The sequence below is a fragment of the Paenarthrobacter sp. MSM-2-10-13 genome, assembly GCF_011605365.1.
In the GTDB taxonomy this organism is placed as follows: Bacteria; Actinomycetota; Actinomycetes; order Actinomycetales; family Micrococcaceae; genus Arthrobacter.
This window is the reverse complement of the sequence record NZ_JAAOXO010000003.1, coordinates 199381-224683: the sequence shown is the minus strand read 5'-3', so window position 1 is coordinate 224683 and position 25303 is coordinate 199381. Positions and strand designations below refer to the sequence as shown.

At 62.9% G+C, this 25303-nt stretch carries 24 protein-coding genes; 13 read left to right on the top strand and 11 right to left on the bottom strand.

Annotation, left to right across the window (positions count from 1 at the left end):
• Positions 1 to 14: 14 nt before the first annotated feature.
• Positions 15 to 1277 (top strand): APC family permease, encoded by a 1263-nt coding sequence (locus HAV21_RS09390; protein ID WP_166841495.1) that lies wholly within the window; start codon positions 15 to 17, stop codon positions 1275 to 1277.
• Between the two features lie 229 nt (positions 1278 to 1506).
• Here the strand turns inward: HAV21_RS09390 and HAV21_RS09385 are convergent, their stop codons facing one another.
• Positions 1507 to 1920, bottom strand: a complete 414-nt coding sequence (locus HAV21_RS09385) for a hypothetical protein (protein ID WP_142939983.1) — start codon at positions 1918 to 1920, stop codon at positions 1507 to 1509.
• Positions 1921 to 2026: 106 nt separating this feature from the next.
• On the opposite strand from HAV21_RS09385, the gene HAV21_RS09380 reads away from it, so the two are divergent.
• Entirely contained in the window at positions 2027 to 3280 is a 1254-nt protein-coding gene (locus HAV21_RS09380) for a plasmid pRiA4b ORF-3 family protein (RefSeq protein ID WP_166841494.1), read from the top strand.
• A gap of 2 nt (positions 3281 to 3282) precedes the next feature.
• On the opposite strand, the gene HAV21_RS09375 is transcribed toward HAV21_RS09380, so the two are convergent.
• Both HAV21_RS09375 and HAV21_RS09370 read right to left on the bottom strand, forming a co-directional pair.
• A complete protein-coding gene (locus tag HAV21_RS09375) occupies positions 3283 to 4674 on the bottom strand; it encodes a UDP-glucose/GDP-mannose dehydrogenase family protein (RefSeq protein ID WP_166841493.1) in 1392 nt (463 codons plus the stop codon).
• Complete coding sequence (locus HAV21_RS09370) at positions 4671 to 5840, bottom strand: glycosyltransferase family 1 protein (protein ID WP_166841492.1); 1170 nt, start codon at positions 5838 to 5840, stop codon at positions 4671 to 4673. Before HAV21_RS09370 ends, HAV21_RS09375 begins: the two co-directional genes overlap by 4 nt.
• Before the next feature lie 377 nt (positions 5841 to 6217).
• Here HAV21_RS09370 and HAV21_RS09365 point away from each other — a divergent pair, with 377 nt between their 5' ends.
• Together HAV21_RS09365 and HAV21_RS09360 are read left to right on the top strand one after the other, a co-directional pair.
• Positions 6218 to 6682: a type II toxin-antitoxin system antitoxin SocA domain-containing protein gene (locus HAV21_RS09365; protein ID WP_166841491.1), complete on the top strand. Its 465-nt coding sequence runs from the start codon at positions 6218 to 6220 to the stop codon at positions 6680 to 6682.
• A 14-nt stretch (positions 6683 to 6696) separates the two neighbouring features.
• Positions 6697 to 7104, top strand: coding sequence for a hypothetical protein (locus HAV21_RS09360; RefSeq protein WP_166841490.1), 408 nt, complete (start codon positions 6697 to 6699; stop codon positions 7102 to 7104).
• A gap of 174 nt (positions 7105 to 7278) precedes the next feature.
• On the opposite strand, the gene HAV21_RS09355 is transcribed toward HAV21_RS09360, so the two are convergent.
• Positions 7279 to 7731: a MerR family transcriptional regulator gene (locus HAV21_RS09355; protein WP_166841489.1), complete on the bottom strand. Its 453-nt coding sequence runs from the start codon at positions 7729 to 7731 to the stop codon at positions 7279 to 7281.
• 143 nt (positions 7732 to 7874) lie between these two features.
• On the opposite strand from HAV21_RS09355, the gene HAV21_RS09350 reads away from it, so the two are divergent.
• The 4 genes from HAV21_RS09350 (at position 7875) to HAV21_RS09335 (ending at position 10948) form a co-directional block, all read left to right on the top strand.
• Positions 7875 to 8297: an Hsp20/alpha crystallin family protein gene (locus HAV21_RS09350; RefSeq protein WP_142939967.1), complete on the top strand. Its 423-nt coding sequence runs from the start codon at positions 7875 to 7877 to the stop codon at positions 8295 to 8297.
• Between the two features lie 227 nt (positions 8298 to 8524).
• Positions 8525 to 8914, top strand: coding sequence for a J domain-containing protein (locus tag HAV21_RS09345; protein ID WP_166841488.1), 390 nt, complete (start codon positions 8525 to 8527; stop codon positions 8912 to 8914).
• Positions 8911 to 9288 carry a hypothetical protein gene (locus HAV21_RS09340; RefSeq protein ID WP_142939965.1) on the top strand — a complete coding sequence of 126 codons (378 nt, stop codon included), beginning with the start codon at positions 8911 to 8913 and terminating at the stop codon, positions 9286 to 9288. The genes HAV21_RS09345 and HAV21_RS09340 overlap by 4 nt, the downstream gene beginning before the upstream one ends.
• A gap of 328 nt (positions 9289 to 9616) precedes the next feature.
• On the top strand, positions 9617 to 10948 hold the full coding sequence (locus tag HAV21_RS09335) for a DUF6350 family protein (RefSeq protein ID WP_166841487.1): 1332 nt from the start codon (positions 9617 to 9619) through the stop codon (positions 10946 to 10948).
• A 28-nt stretch (positions 10949 to 10976) separates the two neighbouring features.
• Here the strand turns inward: HAV21_RS09335 and HAV21_RS09330 are convergent, their stop codons facing one another.
• On the bottom strand, positions 10977 to 11426 hold the full coding sequence (locus HAV21_RS09330; protein ID WP_142939963.1) for a hypothetical protein: 450 nt from the start codon (positions 11424 to 11426) through the stop codon (positions 10977 to 10979).
• A gap of 11 nt (positions 11427 to 11437) precedes the next feature.
• Between HAV21_RS09330 and purN the strand changes: the two genes are divergently transcribed.
• Positions 11438 to 12007: a phosphoribosylglycinamide formyltransferase gene (gene purN, locus HAV21_RS09325; RefSeq protein ID WP_166841486.1), complete on the top strand. Its 570-nt coding sequence runs from the start codon at positions 11438 to 11440 to the stop codon at positions 12005 to 12007.
• A gap of 25 nt (positions 12008 to 12032) precedes the next feature.
• On the opposite strand, the gene HAV21_RS09320 is transcribed toward purN, so the two are convergent.
• The 3 genes from HAV21_RS09320 to HAV21_RS09310 are packed head-to-tail and all read right to left on the bottom strand — an operon-like array spanning position 12033 to position 15303.
• Positions 12033 to 13385, bottom strand: coding sequence for an MFS transporter (locus tag HAV21_RS09320; RefSeq protein WP_166841485.1), 1353 nt, complete (start codon positions 13383 to 13385; stop codon positions 12033 to 12035).
• 51 nt (positions 13386 to 13436) lie between these two features.
• Positions 13437 to 14384: an N-acetylmuramic acid 6-phosphate etherase gene (gene murQ / locus HAV21_RS09315; RefSeq protein WP_166841484.1), complete on the bottom strand. Its 948-nt coding sequence runs from the start codon at positions 14382 to 14384 to the stop codon at positions 13437 to 13439.
• Entirely contained in the window at positions 14359 to 15303 is a 945-nt protein-coding gene (locus HAV21_RS09310; protein WP_166841483.1) for a BadF/BadG/BcrA/BcrD ATPase family protein, read from the bottom strand. Before HAV21_RS09310 ends, murQ begins: the two co-directional genes overlap by 26 nt.
• Positions 15304 to 15929: 626 nt before the next feature.
• Here HAV21_RS09310 and HAV21_RS22195 point away from each other — a divergent pair.
• Positions 15930 to 16469, top strand: coding sequence for an endonuclease domain-containing protein (locus HAV21_RS22195; protein WP_223942046.1), 540 nt, complete (start codon positions 15930 to 15932; stop codon positions 16467 to 16469).
• A gap of 409 nt (positions 16470 to 16878) precedes the next feature.
• Positions 16879 to 18549, top strand: a complete 1671-nt coding sequence (purH, locus tag HAV21_RS09300) for a bifunctional phosphoribosylaminoimidazolecarboxamide formyltransferase/IMP cyclohydrolase (RefSeq protein ID WP_166841481.1) — start codon at positions 16879 to 16881, stop codon at positions 18547 to 18549.
• Between the two features lie 107 nt (positions 18550 to 18656).
• Here the strand turns inward: purH and HAV21_RS09295 are convergent, their stop codons facing one another.
• The gene (locus HAV21_RS09295) at positions 18657 to 19763 is read right to left on the bottom strand and encodes a hypothetical protein (protein WP_166841480.1); all 1107 of its coding nucleotides are present in this window, start codon (positions 19761 to 19763) and stop codon (positions 18657 to 18659) included.
• Positions 19764 to 19979: 216 nt separating this feature from the next.
• Between HAV21_RS09295 and HAV21_RS09290 the strand changes: the two genes are divergently transcribed.
• Positions 19980 to 22199, top strand: a complete 2220-nt coding sequence (locus HAV21_RS09290) for an NADP-dependent isocitrate dehydrogenase (RefSeq protein ID WP_166841479.1) — start codon at positions 19980 to 19982, stop codon at positions 22197 to 22199.
• Positions 22200 to 22302: 103 nt separating this feature from the next.
• Here HAV21_RS09290 and HAV21_RS09285 read toward each other — a convergent pair whose 3' ends face one another.
• Positions 22303 to 23412: an FAD-dependent oxidoreductase gene (locus HAV21_RS09285; protein ID WP_166841478.1), complete on the bottom strand. Its 1110-nt coding sequence runs from the start codon at positions 23410 to 23412 to the stop codon at positions 22303 to 22305.
• 197 nt (positions 23413 to 23609) lie between these two features.
• On the opposite strand from HAV21_RS09285, the gene HAV21_RS09280 reads away from it, so the two are divergent.
• Complete coding sequence (locus HAV21_RS09280) at positions 23610 to 24050, top strand: DoxX family protein (RefSeq protein WP_166841477.1); 441 nt, start codon at positions 23610 to 23612, stop codon at positions 24048 to 24050.
• A gap of 135 nt (positions 24051 to 24185) precedes the next feature.
• Here the strand turns inward: HAV21_RS09280 and HAV21_RS09275 are convergent, their stop codons facing one another.
• Entirely contained in the window at positions 24186 to 25256 is a 1071-nt protein-coding gene (locus HAV21_RS09275; RefSeq protein WP_166841476.1) for a Gfo/Idh/MocA family oxidoreductase, read from the bottom strand.
• Positions 25257 to 25303: the final 47 nt, after the last annotated feature.

Sequence of the window (25303 nt, the reverse complement as noted above, 5' to 3'; positions counted from 1 at the left end):
TAGGCTGGATCATCGTGAGCAACTCTCGGGCTTTGGCGCGCCGGCTAGGCACGTTTGACGCATCGCTGATTGGGCTGGGGTCCATGATAGGTGCAGGTGTTTTCGCGGCGTTCACCCCAGCCGCCGGAGCCGCGGGATCGGGGCTGCTCATCGGTTTGGTGGTGGCTGCCTTCGTCGCCTTCTGCAATGCCACGTCGTCAGCTCAGCTCGCTGCTGCCTACCCAACATCCGGCGGCACGTACGTCTATGGTCGTGAACGGCTCGGTCCGTGGCCAGGGTTCCTGGCCGGATGGGGATTCGTCATCGGCAAGACGGCGAGTGCCGCAGCCATGGCCATGACCTTCGCCGCCTATGCCGCACCCCAAGGTTGGGAGCGCCCGGTGGCGATTGCCGCCGTCGTGGTTCTAACTGCGGTGAACTATCACGGGGTGACCCGCACCGCCGGGCTAACGCGTGTGCTGGTGGTCGCTGTGCTTACTGCTCTGACAATTGCGATCGCGGCGGTGTGGGGTGGCTCAGGTCCTGACTTTGGCAGCTTTCTGGGCGACGGACTGTTGGCCAGCGGCTGGTACGGGATTCTGCAATCGGCGGGGCTACTGTTCTTCGCGTTTGCCGGGTACGCACGGATTGCAACAATGGGCGAAGAAGTACGCGAACCCAAACGCACCATTCCACGGGCGATCAGCATTGCCCTGGGTATCACCATCCTCATCTACGCCGTCATAGCAGTGACCTTGCTCGCGGCCCTTGGCCCCGACGGGGTGGCTGCCACGCCAACGCCGTTGGCCGATGCTGTGAATGCCGGTACCTTGGCATGGGCTGCACCCGTGGTACGCGTCGGTGCCGCCGTGGCGTCGCTGGGTGCGCTATTGGCCCTCATCGCAGGCCTCGGACGGACGAGCCTGGCCATGGCCCGGGAACACGACCTGCCCCCTTGGCTCTCCGCAGTGCACCCTCGGTATAAGGTCCCGCATCGTGCGGAGATGGCGCTGACCGCGGTGATCTGCATCATCATCGCAGTGGCCGATCTTCGCGGGGCCATCGGCTTCTCGTCATTCGGAGTTCTGCTGTACTACTTGGTGGCCAACATCGCCGCCTACACCCAGCCAGCAGAAGACCGCCGATATCCGAGGTTCCTGCAGGTTGCGGGCGCGGTTGCCTGCGTGGTTCTCGTTGCCACGCTGCCGCCGATATCTGCCGGCGTGGGTGTGTTGATGTTCGCGGTTGGGATCGTCTATCGCTTGGTGCGTTTGCGGCTTAGCCGTTCAGCCCGCTAACGCTCCGGCTGGGCACGGCCCCACCAGGGGGTGGTCGGTGGAGCCGCGCCGTCGTGCCTCCTACGCCAGGGCGGATGGGACTCCCTCCGGACATCGGGATCCGCCCCGAAGGCACAAGAAGAGACTATGGGCGATTTCCGGCACTAGGTGTTCGAAAGAGGCAAATAGGTGCCAATTTGGAGCAAATTAGGGGTGGAAAGGACCGAAAATAGGTGCTGAAACCGAGCGCCTAGGTGTTGGCCCGCCGTCGAGCGTTTCTGCGTTCAACAGATTCCATGTACGTAATGATGCTCGCAATAGTCAGGGCTACCGAGCAGATAACCGCCAGCATGGTGGATGTTTCCTGAAAAGGAACCACCACAAGCGGGCTCAGCATCATGGCATTGCCGAAACCCGACGCTGCGAAGACCCCAGCTTTTAGAAGAAGGCACTTGAGGGAGCCGGCAATCAACATCCCTACTGGCGCCACAACTCCCAAGGCCATTGTGAGAACCACCGTGGTGGTCCGCACGTCCGAGGGGTCAAGGATGTCCAAACCTTCCGGGGGAGGTGCTGCCCCCAGCAAGGTGGCGGACACAGCAGAACACACAGCTATGACGCATGTGACAACGCGAAGCACCGCTGGGTAGAAGTGTGTGATCACTGGCAAGTCCTAGTCTTCGTCGATTTAGCCCCGTCCAAAGGTGTAGTAGGCCAAATCAAGGACACGTGACGCGAAACGCGTCCCTGGCACTGGAAGAATGGCGGTCATGGAATCATCCACAAATGTCCCGGCCGTCGAGCTGCGTATTTCCATCAGTGAGACTGAGCCGCTGATCTGGCGGCAGCTCGTCCTCCCCGAAACCGCCACGGTCGCTGAACTTCACGGGGCCATCCAGTGCGCGTTCGGCTGGAAGGACTCGCATCTCTACGCCGTTGCGGGCCATGACCGCGCAGGTAAGAAGCGCATCATCATGGCGGTAGACGACGGCGATCTCCCCGCGGGTAGCGAGGTAGCGGCCGGCGTGCGGCTACTTGAGCTCTTTGACGCGAAGGTCCCCGGCCGGTCGGACCTCGAGTACGACTATGACTTCGGGGACAACTGGACCCACGAGATCGACGTGGTTGGGCCTGCCGTGCTTGAGGGCAATGCGATCACGTGCACCGGCGGCTCAATGCGGGGACCCCTGGAGGATTCCGGGGGAGTCCACGGCTACGCCAACGTAGTGGCAGTGGTTTCCAACCCCAAGCACCCTGAGCACCAGGAAGCTGTTGAGTGGCTCGAGTTCGTGACCCAGGAGAGTCTGGCAAAGTTCGATCCGACCGGTTTTGACATCAACGACGCGAACGATCACCTGCGACTATTGGCTCGTCGGTTGTGGCCGGGGAACGTTTCCGATGAAGAGGTGGAGTTCGTCCTGGGCCCCGTCCTTTGGTTCCTCAACCAGGCCGGCCCAGATGGATTGCCGCTGACAGGGGCGGGCTATCTCAAGCCCGCAGTCGTTAAGCGGGCAATGACGGAACTCGAGTGGATTGAACCCTGGAATGCGAACGTCTCCACAGAAAGCCACGCAGCACCTGTCCGCGTCGTCCGCGAACGGCTTCAGGAGTGGAAACTCCTTCGCAAGAATAAGGACAGGCTGCTCCTAACACCGGCAGCCAGAAAGCTCATCAAAAGGCCGACCATGCTTTGGCACTATGTGGCTGATCGATTAGCATCACCCGGACACGAGGGCGTAAAGCTCGCCACTCAGCTCGTAGTGCACTGGGAGCTTACGGGAAGCAAGCCGCCTTGGAAACTGGTGGACGAGGTGGTGCAGCTCGCGCTCCACGATCGCGGCTTACGAACCACGACAGGTGCCGATATTCCGCTGGACTGGGCACGTGGCTTGAGGATAGATGTCCATCAAAGCTTGATCTGCCTGAGGCTTTGGGGCTCCACCAAGTGGGGTTCAGGTGAGCTGGAACTATCCGATGCCGGCATCAAGTTCCTGCTCGACGTGCAGAGCCGCCTGCAGGACTAACGCTATGACTTAGCCGCGGCGTGCTTCGTCCTATCCGCAGCCTTCGCAGCGCCACCCTCAGCACCAACAACCGAAGCACCCGTCCCCAACCCGCGAACCGTCCACCCCGCACTCCGCCAAGCCTCAGCGTCCAGTACGTTGCGAGCGTCCAGCACCATCCGGCGTCGTACGAATGATCCCGCAACAACAGGCGAAAGCGAGACGTATTCGTCCCATTCGGTGAGCAGCAGCACTAGCTCGGCGCCTTCGAGGGCGCGTTTGGTGGAGGCCTCGAAGCGGATTTGTGGGTAGCGGATCCAGGCGTTGTTGATGGCTTTGGGGTCGGTGACGGTTACGTGCGCGCCGGCGGCGGCGAGTTGCTGGGCGACGTCCAGGGCGGGGGAGTCGCGGATGTCGTCGGTGTCGGGTTTGAACGCCGCACCAAGGATGGTCACTGTCCGGCCGGACAGGAAACCACGGCACATCTCGCGGGCTACCTCAACGGCGCGGGAGCGCTGGTCCAGGTTCACCGAGTCAACCAAGCCCATCCACGCATCCACGGACGGCACGGAAAGATCGCGCGCCTGTGCACGGAAAGACCTGATGTCCTTGGGCAGGCAGCCGCCGCCGAACCCGAGCCCGGCGTGCAGGTAGCGGTTGCCGATGCGCGGATCCAGGCCCATCGCCTCGCTCAGCTCGCCCACGTCAGCGCCCGACGCGTCGCACAGTTCTGCCATCGCGTTGATGAAGCTGACCTTCGTGGCCAGAAAGGCGTTCGACGCCGATTTGATGAGTTCCGCCGTCGCGAAATTGCAGACCAACCGCGGGATGCCGGCGCTGATCAGAGGTTCGTAGACCGCATCCAGCACCGCAGTAACCGGAGCGCCGGCAGCGGCACCCTTGCCGCCCGGGACGCCGTAAACCAAGCGGTCGGGCACCAACGAATCCTTCACTGCCGTGCCCTGCCGAAGGAACTCCGGGTTCCAGCCGAGCAGCACGTCCGAGCGGCGGGCCAGGATGGTACGAAGCGTCTCCACCGTGCCTACCGGCACTGTTGATTTACCGACGACGGCGGCACCCTTGGCCAGGTGCGGCAGGAGGCTCTTCGTGGCGCTCATCAGGTAGGAAAGGTCGGCCGTGTCGGAGGTTTTGGACTGCGGGGTACCGACGCAAAGGAAGTGCACCTGGGAATCTGCGGCTGCAGCGAAATCCGTGGTGAACACGAGGCGGCCAGTGGTGCGGCCGTCCTTGAGGAGCTCGTCCAAGCCGGGTTCATGGAAGTGCGCCATCGCCTTGTTGAGCTGCTCAACCTTGGAAGAGTCGACGTCGATGCCCACCACAGTGTGGCCCATCGAAGCGAGCGTCGCGGCGTGAACTGCGCCTAGGTAGCCGCAGCCGATCACGGAGATCTTCATGAGGAGGGTCCTTTGCTTGAGGTGAACTCGCTGGGCCCGGACGTTCCGCTGGGCACACCGGAAATGACTTCGTCGTAGTGGCGCACCAGGTCCGCGCTGAGAACAGGCCACGTCCTGCCCTGGACCGAAACGGTTGCGGCCGTTGCGAATGCGCGGCGCTTGGCGTCGTCGCCGATCAGATCCTGCACGTAGCCGCGCAGCTGGGTGAGGTTGCCGGGTTCGTACAGCCAGCCGGTGCGTGAGTTCTCCACGAGGTCCAAGGGGCCGCCACGGCCAGTCGCAACCACGGGAACGCCCGATGCCATGGCTTCCTGGATGGTTTGGCAGAACGTTTCGAACTCGCCGGGGTGGACGAAGAGGTCGAAACCTGCGACGGCCTGCGCCAGTGCCTCTCCGCCGAGGAAACCGGCGAAGTGGGCGTCGGGGAGCGCGGCTTGCAGTGCTTCTTTCTGGGGACCGTCACCAATGATGACCAGCTTCGTGTTCGGCACATCAGCCAGGATTGCAAGGTCCTCGACCTGCTTCTCGACGGCGAGCCGGCCCACGTAGCCGATGATCCGGTGACCGTCGGGCGCTACCGAGCTGCGCCACGCCGTCGAGCGTTTTGCGGGGTTGAAGCGCGCGGTATCCACACCACGACGCCACATGTCCACGCGCAGGATGCCGCGTCCGCGCAACTGGTTCAGCGCGAAAGTTGACGGCACCAGGGTTCGGGTCGCCAGGAGGTGGATGTTGTCCACACGGTTCCAGGCCCAGTTCTCCAGGAACGGCACACCATAGCGGGCGGCGTAGCTGGGAACCTCGGTTTGGTAGATCGCGACAGTCGGGATGCCGAGCTGATGGGCAGCCTGCACGGCGCGCCAACCGAGGACGAAAGGGGAAGCGAGGTGAACGACGTCGGGGGAGAAATCGGCAAGGATTCGCTTGACCCGATTCACACCACCCAACGCAACCCGCACATTCGTGTAACCGGCCAGCGGCACAGAAGGAAGCCGGTGCACATACGCACCCTTCTCGACGCTCGAAACATCAGTGTCCGACGTCGACGGCGCGATCACCATCACCTCATCCCCGCGCTCCTGCAGATGCTCCAGTACCCGCAGTATGGAGTGGGTTACCCCATTCATCAATGGCAGGAATGATTCGGCGACGATTGCGATCCTCACGCCTCCAACGGTGGTCGCGGCGGTTGGCGGGGCGGGTTCGAACGGGTGGCTTGTGGGGGAAGAGTGGGTTAACAGGTGGGTTGGTTGGTAGGCGATTGTCCGGCGGTAAAAGGGACGCGCGGAGCTTCAAAACCCTGTGTGGCTCTAATCGCGAACATGAACCGGAACCCATGAACGACCGCGCTCTACTTGCCAGGAACTGGCCAAGGGACTGACCACAGAGAGCTGAGGCGGCGGTGCAAGTTATTTTGTCGGTGGTCCATGGCACCTTATATGTAAGGGCCTTGGCCGATGAAACTAGCCTAGAAGCAGTCGACTAACATGGACAGGTGTGGAGACGCACGCTGGTTCAGCTCTCTAGGCGGAAGGAGGACCAGATGACGAAGCACTCAGCCATTGACATTGCGCGTTGGTTTGTCGAGTGGGCAGCGGCCGAGGACGCCGAACTATCTAACCTCAAGCTTCAAAAGCTCCTTTACTTTGCCCAAGGGCACTTCATGGATCTAACGGGGGGCTCTCCGTTGTTCGAAGACGACATGGAAGCGTGGGCTCACGGACCCGTCGTTCCATCGGTGTATCGCGAGTATAAGAAATTTGGATCTGGCAATATACAGCCAGATGATGCTGCGTTTGATTGGGATTCCTACGAGGATGAAGTCGGAGAATTCCTAATAGCTTGTTGGAACACTTATGGTGCCATGGCTGCCTGGAAGCTGCGAAACATCACTCACACGCAGGACCCGTGGCTCAAGCACTTCACTCCCGATGAGCGGTTCATTAAGATTCCGAAGAGCGACTTGAAAGCCTACTTTGCTGGGAAGTCGAAAATTACTTCAGCCTGATGAGCGGCCGTAGCATGAAAAAGGGTAAGCGCCCGCAGAATTCCGGGAATGTCCTGGCCGTAGAAACCAACACGACAACTACGGCGCAGAATAACGTCAAATTTTGTCTGAATCATATGCAGTCCGGTTTTTCCGTTGAAGATTTGTCCAAAGAGGCGCGGGCGGAATTTGCCATGGCACTGTTCAAGCGTAGGGGGATGACTTGGACGGAAATACAACGGGCCCCCAAGCATGGCCTTGGATCCGAAAAGATGCCGGCATCTTCGATACGAGCTACGATACCCAGAGTTTTTGGTGACGTAGAGAATTTTCTTGTTTTGAGGTATTCCGGCTTGCTTCCGATGGCGGGTGTCCGAGTGGGCGATGTTTACCACATCGTGTGGCTGGAGCCTCGGTTCGGGGACTTATATGATCACGGCTAAGTCTGCTTGCAAGGAGACGTAGTCGCCAGCTCTAGCGGGCATGCGAAGCCAAATTCCTTGCCCGAAGGGGTGCGCACGTCTGTCCGGGCTTAAGTGCGTCCTGGGGTGGTTCCCCGGACAGGAATGTCCGATGGGAGGTGCGGTGTCGGAACCACAGGCGGTTGATGATGTGGTTTAGTCACCGCGGCCACGCGCCCGCTTCAAATCCTTCCGCAACCCGCGGTTGTCCGCCCGCAGCTCCTCGTTGTGCTCCGTCAGCCCACGGTTATGCTCCACCAACCCCCGGTTGTCCTCCGTCAACCCCCGGTTCTCGGCCTCCAGCTCCAGCACTAGTTTCACCCCGGCCAGGTTGAGCCCCTCATCCAGCAACACCCCGATCCGTCGCAGCGTCGCAAGGTCGCTTTCGCTGTACCGGCGAGTGCCGCCGTCGGTCCGGTCGGGGGTGAGCAGGCCTTTGCGCTCGTACTGCCGGATGTTCTGCTGCCCTGTGCCAACCAGCTCCGCCGCCACCGAGATTGCGTAGACGCCGCGCGAGTCCGGGTCCCCACCTGAGGTGCCGTCCGCACCGGAAGCCGCCAGACCGCCGTCGTACTCTTCAGCGGCAGTCTCACCATCCGAAGCTGCCATCAAGAACCTCCAAAAATCTTCCGGAAAACCACTTGCATCTACTTTGTCACTGGTGCTATAAAAAATCTATACCAACCAATACAGATCCAACAGGCTGGTACCAACAACAGAATCAGCATCAAGACCAAAGGAGTGAGAACCACATGCTGATGCGCACTGACCCGTTCCGCGATTTCGACAGGCTCGCCCAACAGGTTTTTGGCACAACAGCACGCCCGGCCGGAATGCCGATGGATGCATGGCAGGAGGACGGACAATTCGTTGTTGCCTTCGATCTGCCAGGGGTGGATCCGCAGACCGTTGACCTCGACGTCGAGCGCAATGTCCTCACCGTCAAGGCCGAACGCAAGTCGCCCGCAGGCGAGAACACCGAGATGATCGCCGCCGAACGCCCCCAAGGCGTCTTCAGCCGCCAACTCATCCTCGGTGACACCTTGGATACCGACGGCGTCCAGGCAAGCTACGACGCAGGGGTGCTCACACTCCGCATCCCCGTCGCCGAGAAGGCCAAGCCGCGGCGCATCGAGATCCAATCCAATGGGCAGAGGCAGGAAATCAACGCCTAATCCCGTCCGCCCTGCCGGAAGGCTCACCCGGGGGTGGCCGAACGGCAGGGCGACAGCCGGGAACAACGGAGGCGGCCGCATCGGAATAGTTGGGCGCAGGCTTCGCGCCACGTCACAGCGTTTTTAGCGCACATGAAAGCGACCCCCGCCCGTCGTCTCCCGAGTTGATGGCCCCCGGCCCACGCCGGGGGCCATCTCCCAGTCCGCAGCAGGAATCGGAGCAGCAGGTGAGCACCCAACCTGACCACTACGCCACGCTTCACGTGTCGCCGGACGCGACGGCCCGTGAGATCACCCGCGCCTACCGTGCACTGCTGCGGACTCACCACCCGGACACACGCCAAAGGGTCGACGACGGCGACACCACCTCCGCGGCCGACCTTCAGGAACTGCACGCCATCATGCAGGCGTACGTCGTTTTGTCGGACCCAGGGAAGCGGGCGGCTTACGATCGTGCGCGCAGAACACCCGGCGGTACGGGCGGGACGCCCGTAAAAGTGCGCTTCCACCGGTCCGGATCCACGGCTCCCCAACGCGAGCAGTCCCCACTGTCGTTCGGACCGTCACGTTGGGATCCTTCACCCCGCAATCTGAGATCACCCAGGAGTAATCCATGAGCGCTTGGCGTCCCTACGACGGCCACATCATTCCCGCGTTCTACGAGCGGTTCGAGAAACGCTGGGGGAGAGGGACGGCACCGTTCCTGGACCCCGAAGTCCACGAACAACCCATGCCCCGCGCTCAATGGATCAACCCGGACACCGGCGCTGCCGTGGCCGTGGTCCCCATCTGGACTGACGATCCCGAGCACCGCTCGTTCGGCGTCTTCTACCTCCCGCCGGCCGGGGATATCTGGATGCTCCGCCCAGGACCAACGACGTTCCTGGAACCCAGCGCGGGAGCCAGCCGCGAGCAGGTGACACTCCGCAACGACGCCTTCAAGAAGGCCGTCAACCACGCCAAGGAGTTCATCTACGGGCCACAGCTTTAGCCAGGAGTGCGCTAGGGGTTAGAAACAAAAGAAGGCTGGTGCAGCCTAGGGAACGAAATCCAAGGCGGCTGCACCAGCTGCTAGTACGACTTTCTGTTATGAGTTGTGACACCTATCCATTGGCCGCTCCTAGTTCCCGGCTTCGATTGTTTCCGGGCCTTTCAAAGTCTGTGCGGGGCGGGGAAGAGCTGAGGTGGTCTTTGAGGGCTCCGTCCCCGGGAGAACACCTCCCATTTTACGGCCGCCCTCTGGAAAAAGCGCTGGAATTCGCGGTATTTCAGGGGAGCCTGCCGGGGGAGTGCGGCGTACCGTGGCACGATAGATCACGATGAAACTGCGCGCTGATCAGACCGGAAACCGTGGCCTCCCGATGCCCCTTTGGCTACAGGGTGGTTTGGAAGCGGCTCAGGCGGCTTTTATTTCGGCCATTGTTGTGATCCTTCCCTTGGTGGGGGTGTGGGCCACCGACGGGTTCCAGGACCGGAATGTGGACTCCTTGGCCCGTTTGGCGGGCCAGGCCTGGCTGCTGATCCACGGTGTTCCGCTGGAACTGGCGCACGTGAACCTCGGAACTGCGGCCCAACCCGGTTCGGGGCTGCTGTCCCTCATACCCCTTGGTCTGACGCTCATTCCGTTCCTGCTCGCATGGCGGGCGGGCCGTCGACTTGCCCGGGCGTCCTACACAGACCAGTTGTGGCAGGCGTTCCTTGGCGCGTTCGTGGTGTATGCGGCCTTCGGGACGGCCACCGGATTCGTGTGCCGAACACCGGAAGTTGTCATCAACCTTTGGTTCGCCATGACCATCCCGCTGATCTCCTTTGGCTTGGGCATGATCGTGGGCGCCCGGCGCGAGGCAGGCTCGTGGAGCCGGCTGATCGGCGTCGACGCCGTCGCTTGGCTCGCGAAGACCAGCCAGCATTCCCGGTGGGCGGGCTCCTATGTGGGTTCGGCATTGAAGGCAGGCTTCGTAGCTGCCATGGCCGCTGTTTGCTTGGCCGCGCTGCTCTTGGCCGTGACTATTGTGTGGCATTGGACGGACATCATTGCCGTCTACGAAGGTCTGAAAGCCGGTGCCTTGGGCGGTGCGGTGCTCACCATCGCGCAGCTCGGGTACCTGCCCAATCTCGTCATTTTCGCGCTGTCCTGGTCCACCGGCGCTGGCTTCTCGCTCGGCGTCGGTTCAGCAGCGGGTCCGCTGGGCACCGCCGTCGGACCTCTTCCGGCCGTCCCGGTTCTCGGCGCCCTTCCCGCCGGACAGTTCGACGCCGGAGCCATGGCCCTGGCGCTGCCGGTGGTGGCCGGGATCTTGGCGGGTTGGTGGTTCCTGCGCGAAGGCGAGAACCATTTTGACGAGTGGCTCTCCATCAAGATCAAAGCCCGATGGTTCACGGCCACCGTTTCCACCCTTTTCCTGGGCGCCTTTATCGGCTCTGTTGCGGGGCTTCTGGGCGGGGCGTTGGCTTGGATCGCCCGCGGTTCAGCAGGCGTCGGACGGCTCACGGAAATCGGACCGCACCCGCTGTGGATGGCAGTCTGGCTGGCCGCCGAAGTGGGCATCGGCGTCGTGATTGGCTACGCAGTGGGGCCGTGGCTGGAACGCAGCCAAAAGCAGCGCGAAGCAAACCTGGACGAAGCAGCGTACGACGACGAACACGCCTGAGCGGGTCCGCTCAGTAGCTCCGGGGTTCTTAACGCAACGGCCCCGGCATCGAGTTCTCCAGCTGGGTCAGGCACTGCGTCTTGGCGGATTCCGTCAGCGCACTGCGTGAGCAGTCCTGGTACGTGCTGACTTGGTTGAAGAACAGCGCGGACGTCAGGATCAGCAGGCACATGACTGCCGTGACAACCAGGCCCGAAATTGTCCCGAACAGCATCAGTTTCGGATGCTTGTGCTTGAGCGTCCGCACCAACACCACGACGCCCAACACCAACGCCGCAAGCGTCAGGATGGCGCTCAACCACACGTAATCCACGTTCAGGGAGAACACGAAGAACGCACCCAAAGCCGCCAAGAGGAAGGCACGGAAGAGGTTCTGGCTCACGCCAAGGGCAGATTTCTCGGCCTCGGAGCGGGGTTGTTGGTTCGGCTTGGAACCGACGTCGGGATTCATGTTTTCCAGCCTACGCGAGCCGCCCATAAGCTAGTGCAATGCGCATTGTTGTCCTCGTCTCCGGTACCGGTTCAAATCTTCAGGCTGTCATCGACGCCGTGAAGTCGGGTGAACTGGATGTCGAGATCGCCGCTGTGGGCGCCGACCGGCCCGATACCTACGGTGTGGAGCGCTCCGACGAAGCCGGAATTGAGACCTTTGTGGTCAACTTCAACTCGTTCGAAACCCGCGCCGAATGGGATACAGCCCTGCGCGACAAAGTCCTGTCCTACAAGCCGGACGTGGTGGTTTCCTCCGGTTTCATGAGGATCGTCAGCGCCGACTTCATCGATGCCTTCGGCGGCAAATACGTCAACACACACCCCGCGCTGCTGCCCTCATTCCCCGGCGCCCACGGAGTGCGCGACGCCATCGCGTACGGCGTGAAAGTCACCGGCTGCACCGTTCACTGGGCCGACGCCGGCGTGGACACCGGCCCCATCATTGCCCAGGAAGCCGTGACTATTCTTCCCGAGGACTCCGAGGAATCCCTGCACGAGCGCATCAAGGTAGTGGAGCGCCGCCTGCTGGTCCAGACCCTCGCAGACCTCGCCGCCGTCGCTAAGTAGCCGACCGCCCCCAGCTGGGAGCGGGTTATTCGAGGACGCGCTGCTTCGTCTCGGGGGCGAAGAACGCCATCCACAGCACAGACAACAGCACCAGACCACCGGCCATCGCGAACGACTGCGCCAACCCGAACTCCGGCCAGAAGAACGAGGCGAACACCAAGGGGCCGAACCCGGCGCCAATGCGGGAGAACGTCGAAGCCCAGCCGAAGCCAGAGCCGCGAAGTTCCGTCGGGTACAGCTCGGAGACGTAGGCGTAAAGCACCGGAATGGCCACCTGGACCACGAACCCGAACACCAGCAGCCAGAACACGGCAGCCGAGGGCACGTCCACCACAAAGGCCACGATCACCAGCGTCAGAGCGGACAGGGGACCGGTGATGGCCAGGATCCATTTGCGGCCCACACGCTCCACCAGGAGCGCCGCTACCACCACGCCCAGAAGTCCGACGGCGGCCATGCTCGCCGTCGTGACAAACGCCTTGTACTCCTCGAATCCGGCGCCGATGAGAATGCGGGGCATCCACGTGAGCGACAAGTAATAGACCAACAAGATGCTGAAGAACAGAGCCCAAGCCGCGGTGGTGATCTTCCAGTTGAACTGCCAGATCCCCCGCAACTGGGCCCAAGCGCTGCCGGGGGAGAGCCGGGGTGCCGCCTGCGGTTCGGGCAAGCTGTACGCCCGCGGCGAAGCGCCGGTTGCCTCGACCAGACCATCGATCACCGCCGCAGCTTCGGCACGGCGGCCCGCCCGAATCAGGAACAGCGGCGACTCAGGAACAGATCGGCGAACCCAGAAGACCAACAACGCGGGCAGCACCATGATCAGCATGGTGAGCCGCCAGTCGCCAAAGGCCGCAACCAGCCCGGCGGAAATGAAACCGCACAGCGCTGCGCCAACAGGCCACCAGCCGTCCATGGCCGTGAGCACCTTGCCCCGTTGCTTGCGCGGCGTGAACTCACCCACCAGCGCATAATCCACGGGGATGCAGCCGCCCAAGCCGAAGCCGGCCATGAAGCGGAAGATGCAGAACCACACGATGTCCGGGGCGAAAGCACCCAGAACCGTGAAGATGCTGAAAATCAGGAGGGTGGCCGTGAAGGCTTTCTTGCGCCCAATGGTGTCCGCAATGGTTCCCCACGCGAACGCGCCCACAGCCATGCCGATCAGGTTGGCCGTACCGATCCACGCGGCGTCAGCCGGTCGCAAGGACCAGTGCTTGGACAGCAGAGGGATCAGGATGCCGTTGAGCGTGACATCCCAGGCATCGAACATGAACCCGAGCCCGCCGATCAGGAAAATCCGCCCTTGGACTTTCCACCGCCACGGCAGTTCCTGCACAACTTGTTCGCCGCTGGGCACGGCTGTGTATGTATTCATTTGCCCTCCTGCATGCAACTTTATGCGCTGGGGCGAGCACCGCCGTCCGCGTTACTTCCGGTTCTCGATGGCCCTCCGCAGGAAACCACCGGCTTCTTCCAAAGCACCCTTGGCCTGACCAGCGTCGATGCCTGTCAGAAGTACCAAAATAGCTGCCTTCACCGAACCGCCAACAGAATCCAAAGCAGCAGCTGCCTCCTCAGCAGACACGCCGGTAGCGTGCTGAACAGTCCGTTGCGAGCGGGCCAGCAATTTCTCGTTCGTGGCACGCAGGTCCACCATGAGGTTCCCGTACGTCTTGCCGAGCTTCACCATCACCAAGGTGCTGATCATGTTGAGGACAAGTTTCTGGGCCGTGCCGGAGTTCAGCCTGGTGGAGCCCGCGATGAACTCCGGACCCACCACAACCTCAATGGCGGCATCGGCCAGATGACTCACGGCCGAGCCCTTGTTGCACGCCAGCGACGCCGTAAACGCCCCGCGCTTCCGTGCTTCTTCCAGCGCCCCGATCACATACGGCGTCCGGCCCGAGGCCGTAATACCCACGACGGCGTCAGCTTCAGTCACGTTGATATCGTGCAGGTCGCGCGCGCCGGCAGTTGCGTTGTCCTCGGCGTACTCCACCGGCTGCTGAATCGCTTTGGTTCCGCCGGCGATAAGTCCGACGACGAGTCCCGGCGGGGTGCCGAACGTCGGCGGGCACTCGCTTGCGTCGAGCACGCCAAGTCGGCCGGCCGTTCCGGCTCCCACATACAAAAGGCGGCCCCCGCGCTGGAGTCGCTCCGCAACGGCGTCGACCGTTTGAACAATTGCCGGGCTCGCAGCCTCAACGGCCGCGTGTACTCCTGCACTGTGGGCAAGCATCGCAGCTACGAGTTCTTCAGTGCCCAGGATGTCCAGGTTTTCCAGGCCCTCGGCCGTGGCCTCGGTCTGCAACCCGGCGAGTTCCGTGCGCAGGCCCGCAAGTTTGTCGTCAGTCGGGCCAGTTTGTTCCGTCACGGTGGATATACCTTTCCTGGATGAGCCCGCGGCGCGTCGCAGCGAGGGCAGCCCCGTCCAAGCCATCGCCCAGCGGGACCACCACCTCAATCCCAGCCGAAGCGAGGGACTTGCGCAAGAGCGCCGAGAAGAAGTCCGATCCCACCACTCCGCCAAGGAGCGCCACGCGGGGTGTGCCGGGTTCGGTGCCGCTCGCGCGCTTAACGGTTTTGGTCAGGATGCGGCACGCCTCGCCCACAATGTCATGTGCGACGGCGTCACCGGCCTCCGCTGCCTGTAGAACCAGCGGCGCGAAACGGGCCATCGCCCGGTAGGGGTTCTCTGTTTCGGCCAGCCAGCCTGGAAGCAGCTCGGGCGACTCGACCAGAGCGCCAGCCGCAGCCGACAACGAGGTGGCCGGGCCGCCGTCGTGCGCTTCAAGAACTGCCTGCAGACCCTGTTGGCCGATCCACCTGCCGCTGCCGCGATCACCAAGGTAGGGACCCCAGCCGTCGGCCCGGTGGAGGACGCCGGCTTCGTCGAAGCGGAAGGCCACGGCGCCTGTGCCCACAATGAGCGTGGTGCCGGGGGCTCCTTGGAGAGCGCCGAGTTGGGCGGCCGTGGCGTCCGAGAGCACGGCCGAGGGGACACTGAATCTTTGGGACAACATGCTGGCGAGTTCCTGCGACTTCTCCGCGGATGCTTCGACGCCGGCAACGGCTGCGCCAATGCTGGTGATGCTGCCAACTGGAAGCCCGGGCGGGAGCAGCCTGACGGTCTCGAGGAGGAGTTCGAACGCGGCGGTGGGTCCGTTGTCCACGTGCACACCGGGGAAGCCATGCTGGTCGGCGGCGCCAAGCAACTCATTGCCGCTGCGCAACTCCACGCGGCAACGGCTCTTCCCAACATCGGCAACAAGAACAACCCCGGTGGCTTCCATGGCTCAACCCTATGTTGTGAGGCCCGTTCTGCAGGGTATGGCGTGGGTTTAGCGTGCAGAGTGGGCCTCGCAACGGGTGGGCTTTGGGTTGCGGGGCCTGCTTTGCGTGTGTGGTTGGTGGTTTGGGCCGCAGAGTGGGCCTCACAAGGGGTGTGGAGGAACAGTCAAGAGCCCCCCGAAGGGCGATTTCTGTGGATAACCGAATGCGAGCCATCGTTTCCGGCAAGCATGAATCCATGCGGAATCTCACTCCTTTGCCCTCGAATGTAGACACTAGGGGCTTTCTCGTCGCCGATGCCTATGCTGCCGGAGTGCCGCGCTGGCGACTCCAGACGAAAGACCTTGTGACGCCGAGTCGTGGCATTCGCTTGGCAAGAGCAAGCGAATTGGACCTCGCATTGCTGGGCCGACTTCATACCGCTGTGACACAGCGCTGTGCAGTCAGCCATGTCACTGCAGCGCTGTTGTGGTCCATGCCGCTCCCCATCTATCTCGAGGAAGAGGGCAGGAACGGGCTAATCCATGTGACCCGACGGCAAGAGATCGGGAGGGTCAAGCGTCGGGGCGTAATCGGGCATCGGGCTCCACTGCTTGCTCGGGACGTTCGTATGTTGAACGGAGTTCAATTGACGTCGCCGGAATGGACATGGGTGGATCTGGCCAGGCACATGGGAAGGTCGTCGCTTGTGGCTGCCGGGGATTTTCTGTTGGCACGGGAGAATCCCCTGTCCTCGCTTGAGGCGATCCAGGAAGTCATCAATAGACGCCCCAAGGTCAAGGGAATCAGAATGGCCCGGGAGATTTTACCGTTGCTGAGGTTGGGGGTTGATTCTCCGCAGGAGTCGAGGCTACGCCTGAAAATCGTCGATGCCGGGCTGCCGGAGCCAGCGGTTACCGCGCCGATCTTCGACGAGCGCGGGAGATACATATCGACGCCCGATCTCCAATACAAGGAGTACAAAATTGCCATGGAATATGAGGGCGACCATCACCGCTCCGACCCTGTGCAGTGGGGGAAGGACATCGAACGTGACGATAGGCTTCGCGCGTTGGGGTGGATCGTCCTGAAATTCTCCGATGTCCAGATGAAGGGCGGGTGGGCTCATGCCGAACGTAAGATACGCGATGCGTTGGTGTCGCGCGGGTGGCGTGGGCCGTCGTCGTAATGTCTTGTCTGCCCTGAGTTGTGGGGCCTGGTGTGCGCCTTTCGCGCCCTTGGTGGGACGCAGAGTGGGCCTCGCAATGTAGGGGGTGTTTTTGTGGGGCCTGGTGTGCGTCCCGCGAGCGGGATGTGGCACGCAGAGTGGGCCTCGCAACGTAGGGGTGTTTTTGTGGGGCCTGGTGTGCGTCCCGCGAGCGGGATGTGGCACGCAGAGTGGGCCTCGCAACGTAGGGGTGTTTTTGTGGGGCCTGGTGTGCCTCCCGCTAGCGGGAGGTGGCACGCATGGTGGGCCTTGCAACGCAGGGCAGAAACGACGCAAAACCGGGGCAGCAACGAAACACGATAAACTCTCCGTATCCCCACCACCCGCGAAACCACCCGCGATATCTACGCGAACTAAGACGGAGACTTTTGTGAGCTTGACGCAGCTTGACCGTGTTCCCATCCGCCGTGCACTGATCTCGGTTTACGACAAGACGGGACTGGAGGAGCTCGCGAAGGGCCTGCACGCAGCCGGCGTCGCCATTGTTTCCACCGGCTCCACCGCCAAGAAGATCGCCGCCGCCGGCATCCCGGTCAAGGAAGTCGAAGAAGTCACCGGCTCCCCGGAAATGCTGGATGGCCGCGTCAAGACCCTGCACCCGCGCGTGCACGGCGGCATCCTGGCTGACCGTCGCGTCCCGGCGCACATGGACACCCTGGCCGGCATGGAGATCGAAACCTTCGACCTCGTGGTGGTGAACCTTTACCCGTTCGTGGAGACCGTGAAGTCCGGCGCAGCCCAGGATGACGTGGTTGAGCAGATCGACATCGGAGGCCCCGCCATGGTGCGTTCGGCTGCGAAGAACCACGCCGCCGTCGCCATCGTCACGGACCCGAGCTTCTACGGTGCAGTTGTCGACGCCGCCGCTCACGGCGGTTTCGACCTGAACACCCGTCGTCGCCTGGCCGCCAAGGCGTTCGCTCACACGGCCAGCTACGACAACGCTGTGGCTTCCTGGACGGCCAGCCAGTTCCTGGACGAAGACGGCGACGGCATTATCGACTGGCCCGCCTACGCCGGCCTGGCCCTGGAGCGTTCCGAGGTCCTCCGCTACGGCGAAAACCCGCACCAGCAGGCCGCGCTCTACGTGGACAAGGCTGCACCCGCCGGCATCGCTCAGGCCGACCAGTTGCACGGCAAGGCCATGAGCTACAACAACTTCGTCGACGCCGATGCCGCCCTCCGCGCTGCCTTCGACTTCGCCGAGCCCGCGGTCGCGATCATCAAGCACGCCAACCCGTGCGGTGTGGCCGTCGGTTCCGCAGACGCTGCCGATCCGATCGCTGACGCTCACGCCAAGGCCCACGCTTGCGACCCCGTCTCCGCATTTGGTGGCGTGATTGCTGCGAACCGCACCGTCACCGCCGGCATGGCCCGCACGGTTGCCGACATCTTCACCGAGGTTGTCATCGCCCCGGACTTCGAGCCGGAAGCTGTGGAGATCCTTTCCAAGAAGAAGAACATCCGCCTCCTCGCACTGCCCGAGGGCTACGGCCGCTACCCGTCCGAGATGCGCCAGGTCTCCGGCGGCGTCCTGGTCCAGATGAGCGACAAGGTGAACGCCGACGGCGACAACCCCGCCAACTGGACCCTCGCTGCCGGCGAAGCCGCCGACGAAGCAACGCTCGCGGATCTGGCTTTCGCCTGGACCGCTTGCCGAGCGGCAAAGTCCAACGCCATCCTGCTGGCCAACCACGGTGCCGCCGTGGGCATCGGCATGGGCCAGGTCAACCGCCTGGACTCTTGCCGCCTGGCCGTGGAGCGCGCCAACACGCTGGGCGTGACGGTGGAATCCGACGTCGACGGTGCTGGCGGTGCATCCAACGCCAGCGGTGCCAACGCACCTGAGCGTGCACGCGGTGCCGTTGCTTCCTCGGACGCGTTCTTCCCGTTTGCTGATGGCCTGCAGATCCTGATCGACGCCGGTGTCCGCGCCGTCGTCCAGCCGGGCGGTTCCGTTCGTGACGAGGAAGTCATCGCCGCAGCCAACGCTGCCGGCATCACCATGTACTTCACCGGTGCACGCCACTTCTTCCACTAGAAGAGGAACCCGCTAGGGCCCAAGAAGCCCAACGCAACGGCGGCCGCCCCCGGAAGGGGACGGCCGCCGTCGTAGTTAACAGGGACGTGCCTATATAAGAGGGTCCGCTACGAAGCCGAAGCCGTGTTGTAGGTGGACTGGATCACGGTGCCCCAGTACGGGCCGTACATGGAGGTGGAGTTGCTGCCGTATCCGTAGCTGTTCACGGAGTTCTGGTAGCCGGTGGAGCTGGTGCCGATGAACCAGGGGCCGCCCGAGGATCCACCGGTCATGTTGCAGGGGATTCCCTGGCTGTTGAACTGCGGGTTGTAGGGATCGTTGGTGGCCTTGCCGGAGCAGCTCTTGAGCGATTCACCGTTGAAGGGCGAGCCGGCCGGGTATCCGAAGGCCTTGTAGCTCAGGCCGCGGGCGGCGTTGAACTGGACGCCTGAGGAACCAACCACGTCGGCGAGCTTCTGGCCGTTGAGGGTGTTCATGACGGCGAAGGCGGTGTCGTACTGCATGTTGCCGTTGGAGGCCCACTGGGTGGGGGCGTACAGCGCCTTTGCCGTCCACTTCCCGTAGGGTGCTGCCCCGTTGAGGTAGGCGGGAACGAAGACGAAATTGGTGGCGTAAGCGCCGGGGCCTTCGTTGAGGCAGTGTCCGGCGGTGGACACGGTGCTCTTGTTGGCTGCGGTGACGGAGTTGCCTGAGCAGACGTAGTTGGAGCCGCCCAGGGTGAAGAAGATCTTGCCGATGTGCTTGACCGGCGTTTCGCTCTGGTTCACCTTGCGGTCGATGGTCTTGGAATCGGGTGCTGCCTGCTGGCCTGCGATGCTGCTGATGGCGCCCGGGGCTTCGGTGACCGGGGCTTTGCCGAGGTTGAGGAGCTTGCCGCGCTCGAGTGCTTTGGCGGCAAGGATTTCGCCGGACTTGGCATTCTTCATGCGTTCCGGGGTCCAGTAGTCTGCAGCGCCGGCGTCGGACACTACATGGCTGCTGACCGCAGCGCTGCCGGAGTCTGTGGTGTTGACCGGTGCCGCGTTGGCGCTGGTGGTTCCAACCAGCGCCAGGATTGCGGCAGCGGACAGACTCAGCAGGCTTGTGGCCAGGGTCTTGGTTTTTGTCACGTTGTTCCTACCTATCGAGGGAGTGAGGCGGCCAGTGATGGCGACCGCCGACTGACGAGATCGAAGGTACCCAACGTATGACAAGTTTGTAAAGAGATGTTTCACATTTTGTGATATTTTGCTGTCACTTCTTGTTGAGCTACTGGAGGGGGCGTACGACGGCGGCGGGCGGCAGCGGCGGTCAGGACGCCGTCGGGCGTAAATCGCTTTCCCGGGCGGTAATGCGGAGAGTGATCCCGGACACGAAGAGCCGTCAAAACGGTCTACTCGGGTAAGTTAGGAGATGTTGAAATCTGCAGACTTTCAGGGAGAACCCCGCCAATGGCCAAGATTATCTATACCCACACAGACGAAGCGCCGATGCTGGCAACGTACTCATTCCTGCCGATCGTGGAAGCGTACGCCTCCACCGCAGGGGTAGAGGTGGAGACCCGCGACATCTCGCTGGCCGGCCGCATCATCGCCGTCTTCGGTGATTTCCTGACAGAAGAACAGCGCACGGGCAACGCCCTTGCTGAACTTGGTGAACTGGCAAAGCAGCCGGAAGCCAACATCATCAAGCTGCCCAACATCAGCGCCTCCGTGCCGCAGCTCAAGGCTGCCATCGCCGAGCTCCAGGCCCAGGGCTTCGCCCTGCCGGACTACCCGGACAACCCCTCCTCGGACACCGAGACGGACATCCGCTCGCGTTACGACAAGATCAAGGGTTCCGCCGTGAACCCGGTCCTGCGCGAAGGCAACTCGGACCGCCGCGCGCCCCTGTCGGTGAAGAACTACGCCCGCCAGAACCCCCACTCCATGGGCGCCTGGACCCCGGAGTCCAAGACCAACGTTGCCACCATGGGTGAGAACGACTTCCGCTCCAACGAGAAGTCCGTTGTCCTCAAGGCTGACGATTCCCTGACCATTCAGCTGGTCCGTGAAGACGGCACCACCAAGGTCCTCAAGAAGGACTTCCCCGTCCTGGCCGGCGAAGTTGTGGACGCCACCGTGCTCCGCGCCGACGCCCTGGACGAGTTCCTCAAGGCACAGGTTGCCCGCGCCAAGGAAGAGGGCGTCCTCTTCTCCGCGCACCTGAAGGCCACCATGATGAAGGTCTCTGACCCCATCATCTTCGGCCACGTGGTCAAGGCTTACTTCTCCGAGCTGTTCGAGACCTACGGCAAGCAGCTCGCAGCCGCAGGCATCAGCCCGAACAACGGCCTCGCTGCGATCCTCAGCGGCTTGGAAGACCTGCCGGAGGACGTCCGCGAAGGCGTCAAGGCAGCCATCACCAAGGGCCTCGAAGACGGTCCCGCACTGGCCATGGTGGACTCGGACAAGGGCATCACCAGCCTGCACGTTCCGTCGGACATCATTGTTGACGCTTCCATGCCTGCCATGATCCGTTCCTCCGGCCACATGTGGGGCCCGGACGGCAAGGAAGCCGACACCCTGGCTGTCATTCCGGACAGCTCCTACGCCGGCGTTTACCAGGTTGTCCTGGACGACTGCCGCGCCAACGGTGCGTTCGACCCCACCACCATGGGCACCGTTCCCAACGTGGGCCTCATGGCACAGGCAGCCGAAGAATACGGCAGCCACGACAAAACCTTCGAGATCCAGGCAGCTGGCACCGTCCAGCTCGTGGACAGCAAGGGCAACGTCCTCACCGAGCACCAGGTCTTCCCGGGTGACATCTGGCGCGCCTGCCAGACCAAGGACATCCCGGTCCGCGACTGGGTCAAGCTGGCCGTCACCCGTGCCCGCGCTTCCCAGACGCCGGCCGTGTTCTGGCTGGACGAGACCCGCGCCCACGACGCCAACCTGATTGCCAAGGTCAACGAGTACCTCAAGGACCACGACACCGAGGGCCTGGAGATTAAGATCCTTTCCCCGGTTGAGGCTACGGCCTTCACCCTGGAGCGCATCCGCAAGGGCGAAGACACCATCTCCGTCACCGGTAACGTCCTCCGCGACTACCTCACGGACCTGTTCCCGATCCTCGAGCTCGGCACCAGCGCCAAGATGCTCTCCATCGTTCCGCTGATCAACGGTGGCGGCCTGTTCGAGACCGGCGCCGGTGGCTCCGCTCCCAAGCACGTCCAGCAGCTGGTCAAGGAAAACCACCTCCGCTGGGACAGCCTGGGCGAATTCCTTGCCCTTGCCGTCAGCTTCGAGCACCTTGCCACCACCACCGGCAACGCCCGCGCACAGGTCCTGGCCGACACGCTGGACCGCGCCACGGGAACTTTCCTGCTGGAGAACAAGTCCCCGAAGCGCAGCGTGGGAGACCTGGACAACCGTGGAAGCCACTTCTACCTGGCCACGTACTGGGCACAGGAACTGGCAAAGCAGACCGAAGACGCCGAGTTGGCCAAGGACTTCGCGGCAATCGCGGACGCCCTGACCTCCAACGAAGAGGCAATCGTCGGCGAGCTGGCCGCAGTCCAGGGTACCGGCGTCGACCTCGGCGGCTACTACCGTCCGGACGCCGCCAAGGCCGCAGAGATCATGCGCCCGTCGGTTACGTTCAACAAGGTCCTCGCGACCCTGAAGTAGTCCCTCGAGCTCGGGTGCCTTTCACGGGCGCCCGAGCTCCGAGTTTTTGTACAGATAATGCCCCCAAGACGCGGTCTTGGGGGCATTATCTGTACAAAAACTCCTAGCGGTCCGCGCGGAACCGCTCAGGTGCCAAGCCGCCGTCGACGATGTCCTTCAGCACCCGGCCTATAGCGGGCGTGAACTTGAAACCGTGACCCGAGAAGCCGGCACCCACAACCAGCGGACCGAAACGGTCCAACACAAAGTCCTCGTTGGGCGTGGTGGTGTAAGTGCAGCTGATGGGAACCGCTGTGGACGGGTCGACGCCGGGAAGCCACTCTTCGGCGTACCGCACCAACGCTTCCATCTGGTGGGGGATGGGCTCGAACGTGCGCTCGTCCGGATCCATGACCGGGCCGACGCCGTGCCAGCCGGCCTTGACGCCTTCGCCGGGAGTGAGCATGCCGTAGACGGGGCTATACCAGTACTCGTAGGCTTCGTTGTTCGGATCCGGGTCCGGGCTGTGGTTGAAGCTAGGCCACACCAGCGTGTTGTCCCTGGGAGTGAAGTGGGCCGGTTGCTCCTGCGTCACTACCAAGGCGGGCAGTTTCACGTGCTTGCTGACCAGCTTGTTGGTCCATGCACCTGCCGTGACCACCACGCGGCTGGCGGTGTATTCGGTCTCCTCGGTCACTACCACCACGGATTCGCCGCCGTCGATCCGGATGTCATGGACCGGCGTCGAGTATTTAAAGACGGCACCGTGTGCTTCCGCTGATTTCCGTAGCGCCACCAGGGCGTCGGCCGAACGGATCCGGCCGGAGCCTGGAACAAAGAGGACGTCGGTGGCGAAGTTCATGCCCAGCCACCGGTTGGCAGCTTCGTCGGGGGAGATGAAGTAGCTCTCGATGCCCCGTGCCTCGTGGGCTTCCCGGACCTCCTGAAGGCGGGGGACGTTTCCGTGGTTGACGAGGCCCACCAGGTCCAGGAGGGGTGCGCCGTGCTCGGCCGCCAGTTCGTCCCACAGGATTTTCGATTCGGCGAGGAGGTCCAGGTAGTCAGCCTCAGCGTAGGCGGTGTTGAAGTTGCGGGTGGCGCCGTGCGAAGCGCCGATGTGGTGGCCGGCCTCGAACTGCTCCAACAAGACCACTGAGCGACCCGCCCGGGCCAGTTGCCAGGCCGCAGCCGATCCCATGGCTCCTCCGCCAACAACTACAACGTCAACCTGCATGCTTGCTCCATCCGCAATGGCCCTCTTGAAAAAAGTGACCCCCGAAAGAGGGCCACCTCCCATTCTGCCCCCACTCACCCAACTAGGTCGCAGCAGAGCGCGTTTTGAGCCGTCAAAACGCGCTCAGCTGCGACCCAGTTGGGTTGGTGGCGGGTACGGGTTGGCGGTGGGGACGAAGGCATGACAGATTGGAATCCGTGAAATTCCTTCACCCGTCTCCCAAGTCTTCCTCCCGCGGCGTCACCATCCTGCGGGTGGTGTTCGGTGCGCTCCTCATGGTCCATGGCTTCCAGAAGTTCCTGGCCGGGCACGCCGCCTTTGCCGCGTCCGTGGCTGCCATGGGTGTGCAGAAGCCCGAGGTTGTGGCGTGGCTGGTGATCGCCGGTGAACTGGGCCTGGGGTTGCTCCTGGTTCTCGGTGCCCTGACCCGCGTGGCTGGTTTTCTGGCGGCAATCATGTTCGCGGGGATCTGGTTCGTGACCGAGGCGGGCAAACCCCTGCTCACAGACAAGTCCGGTGTCACGGCCGAGCTCCTGATCGTATACGTCGCTATTTCCACAGCGTTCGTTTTCCTCGGGCCGGGTGCGCTGTCGCTTGACCGTAAGCTGGCACGGCAACCAGCTCGCCAAGGCCGTTAACGCACCTGGGTTAAATCACGACGGCGGCACTGGCCTTTCGTTGCGAGGCCTCCTCTGCGGGGTATCCCTGGGTTTTACGGCGCATAGTGGGCCTCGCAACGCAGCCGCGAGTGCTCAATTCACCCGTAGGTCAGTTCACCGCGCGTCGTTGGGGTACCGGATTCCAAGCTGTGACCGCACGCCGTCAAAGAGACGCATGACGTTGATGGAGTCCTCCAGCGGCATCACCGGGCTTTCTGTCAGGCCTTGGTGGATGCACCGGGTCACTTCACGGAGTTCGTACGTGTAGCCAATACCTACAACGTCAAACTGTTCGCGCCGCGGCTCGTCCCAACCAATCCGGATCAGCAGCTCGCGCGGGTTGTTCACGGAACCCACAGCCTGCAGGAAACCGAGGCCGCCGGCTACCGTGGCTGTCCGGGGTCCGTGCGCCATCAGCGAGGACGTCAGCTGCGCCTGCGCACCCGTGTCATAGCCGAGGGTCAGGGCGTTCTGGCTGTCCACGCCGTCGTCGTTGAGCGTGCCGATTGCGGTGACCGACTGCGGGAAGCCCAGTGTACCCAGCGCCCACAGCAGCGGGTAGACGGTGATGTCCAGGAGCGCTCCGCCGCCGTCGTTCAGAGCCCAAATCCGTGCGGCGGGATCGTAGGGTGCAGGGAAACCGAGATCGGCGCTGACCCACTGGATTTGCCCGAGTTCGCCGGAGGCAGCTATGGAAAAAGCACGCTGCATGCTCGGCAGGAAACGGCTCCAGACGGCTTCCATGAAGAACACGTTCTGCTCCCGGGCGAGCTTAACCAGCTCGGTGGCTTCGCGGGCGTTGATGGTGAGGGCTTTCTCGCACAAGACGTGCTTCCCTGCCCGCAAAGCGGCCGAGGCAATCTGAAAATGTTGGGCATGCGGCGTCGCTACGTAGACCACGTCCACGGCGGGATCCTCGAACAGACGCTGGTAGCCGGGTACGTCGCCGTCGTCCCCGTAACCTTTGGTGAAGCCAAGCGCGCGGGCGAACGTATCTGCGGCCGCCTGGGTGCGGGAGCTCACTGCATACAATTCCGCATCTTCAAGCAGTGCCAAGTCTTGAGACACACTGTTGGCAATGTTGCCGGTGGACACCACTCCCCACCGCAGCGGCCGACCGGTTGCGGCCCGGGGATCCTGGTTGGTCTGGGTGAAGAGCCATGGCACGGCGATAGGAAGTGTCATGCCGTTCATCCTCTCATTTCGGGCAGGTCTTAGCGGTTACAGGGACG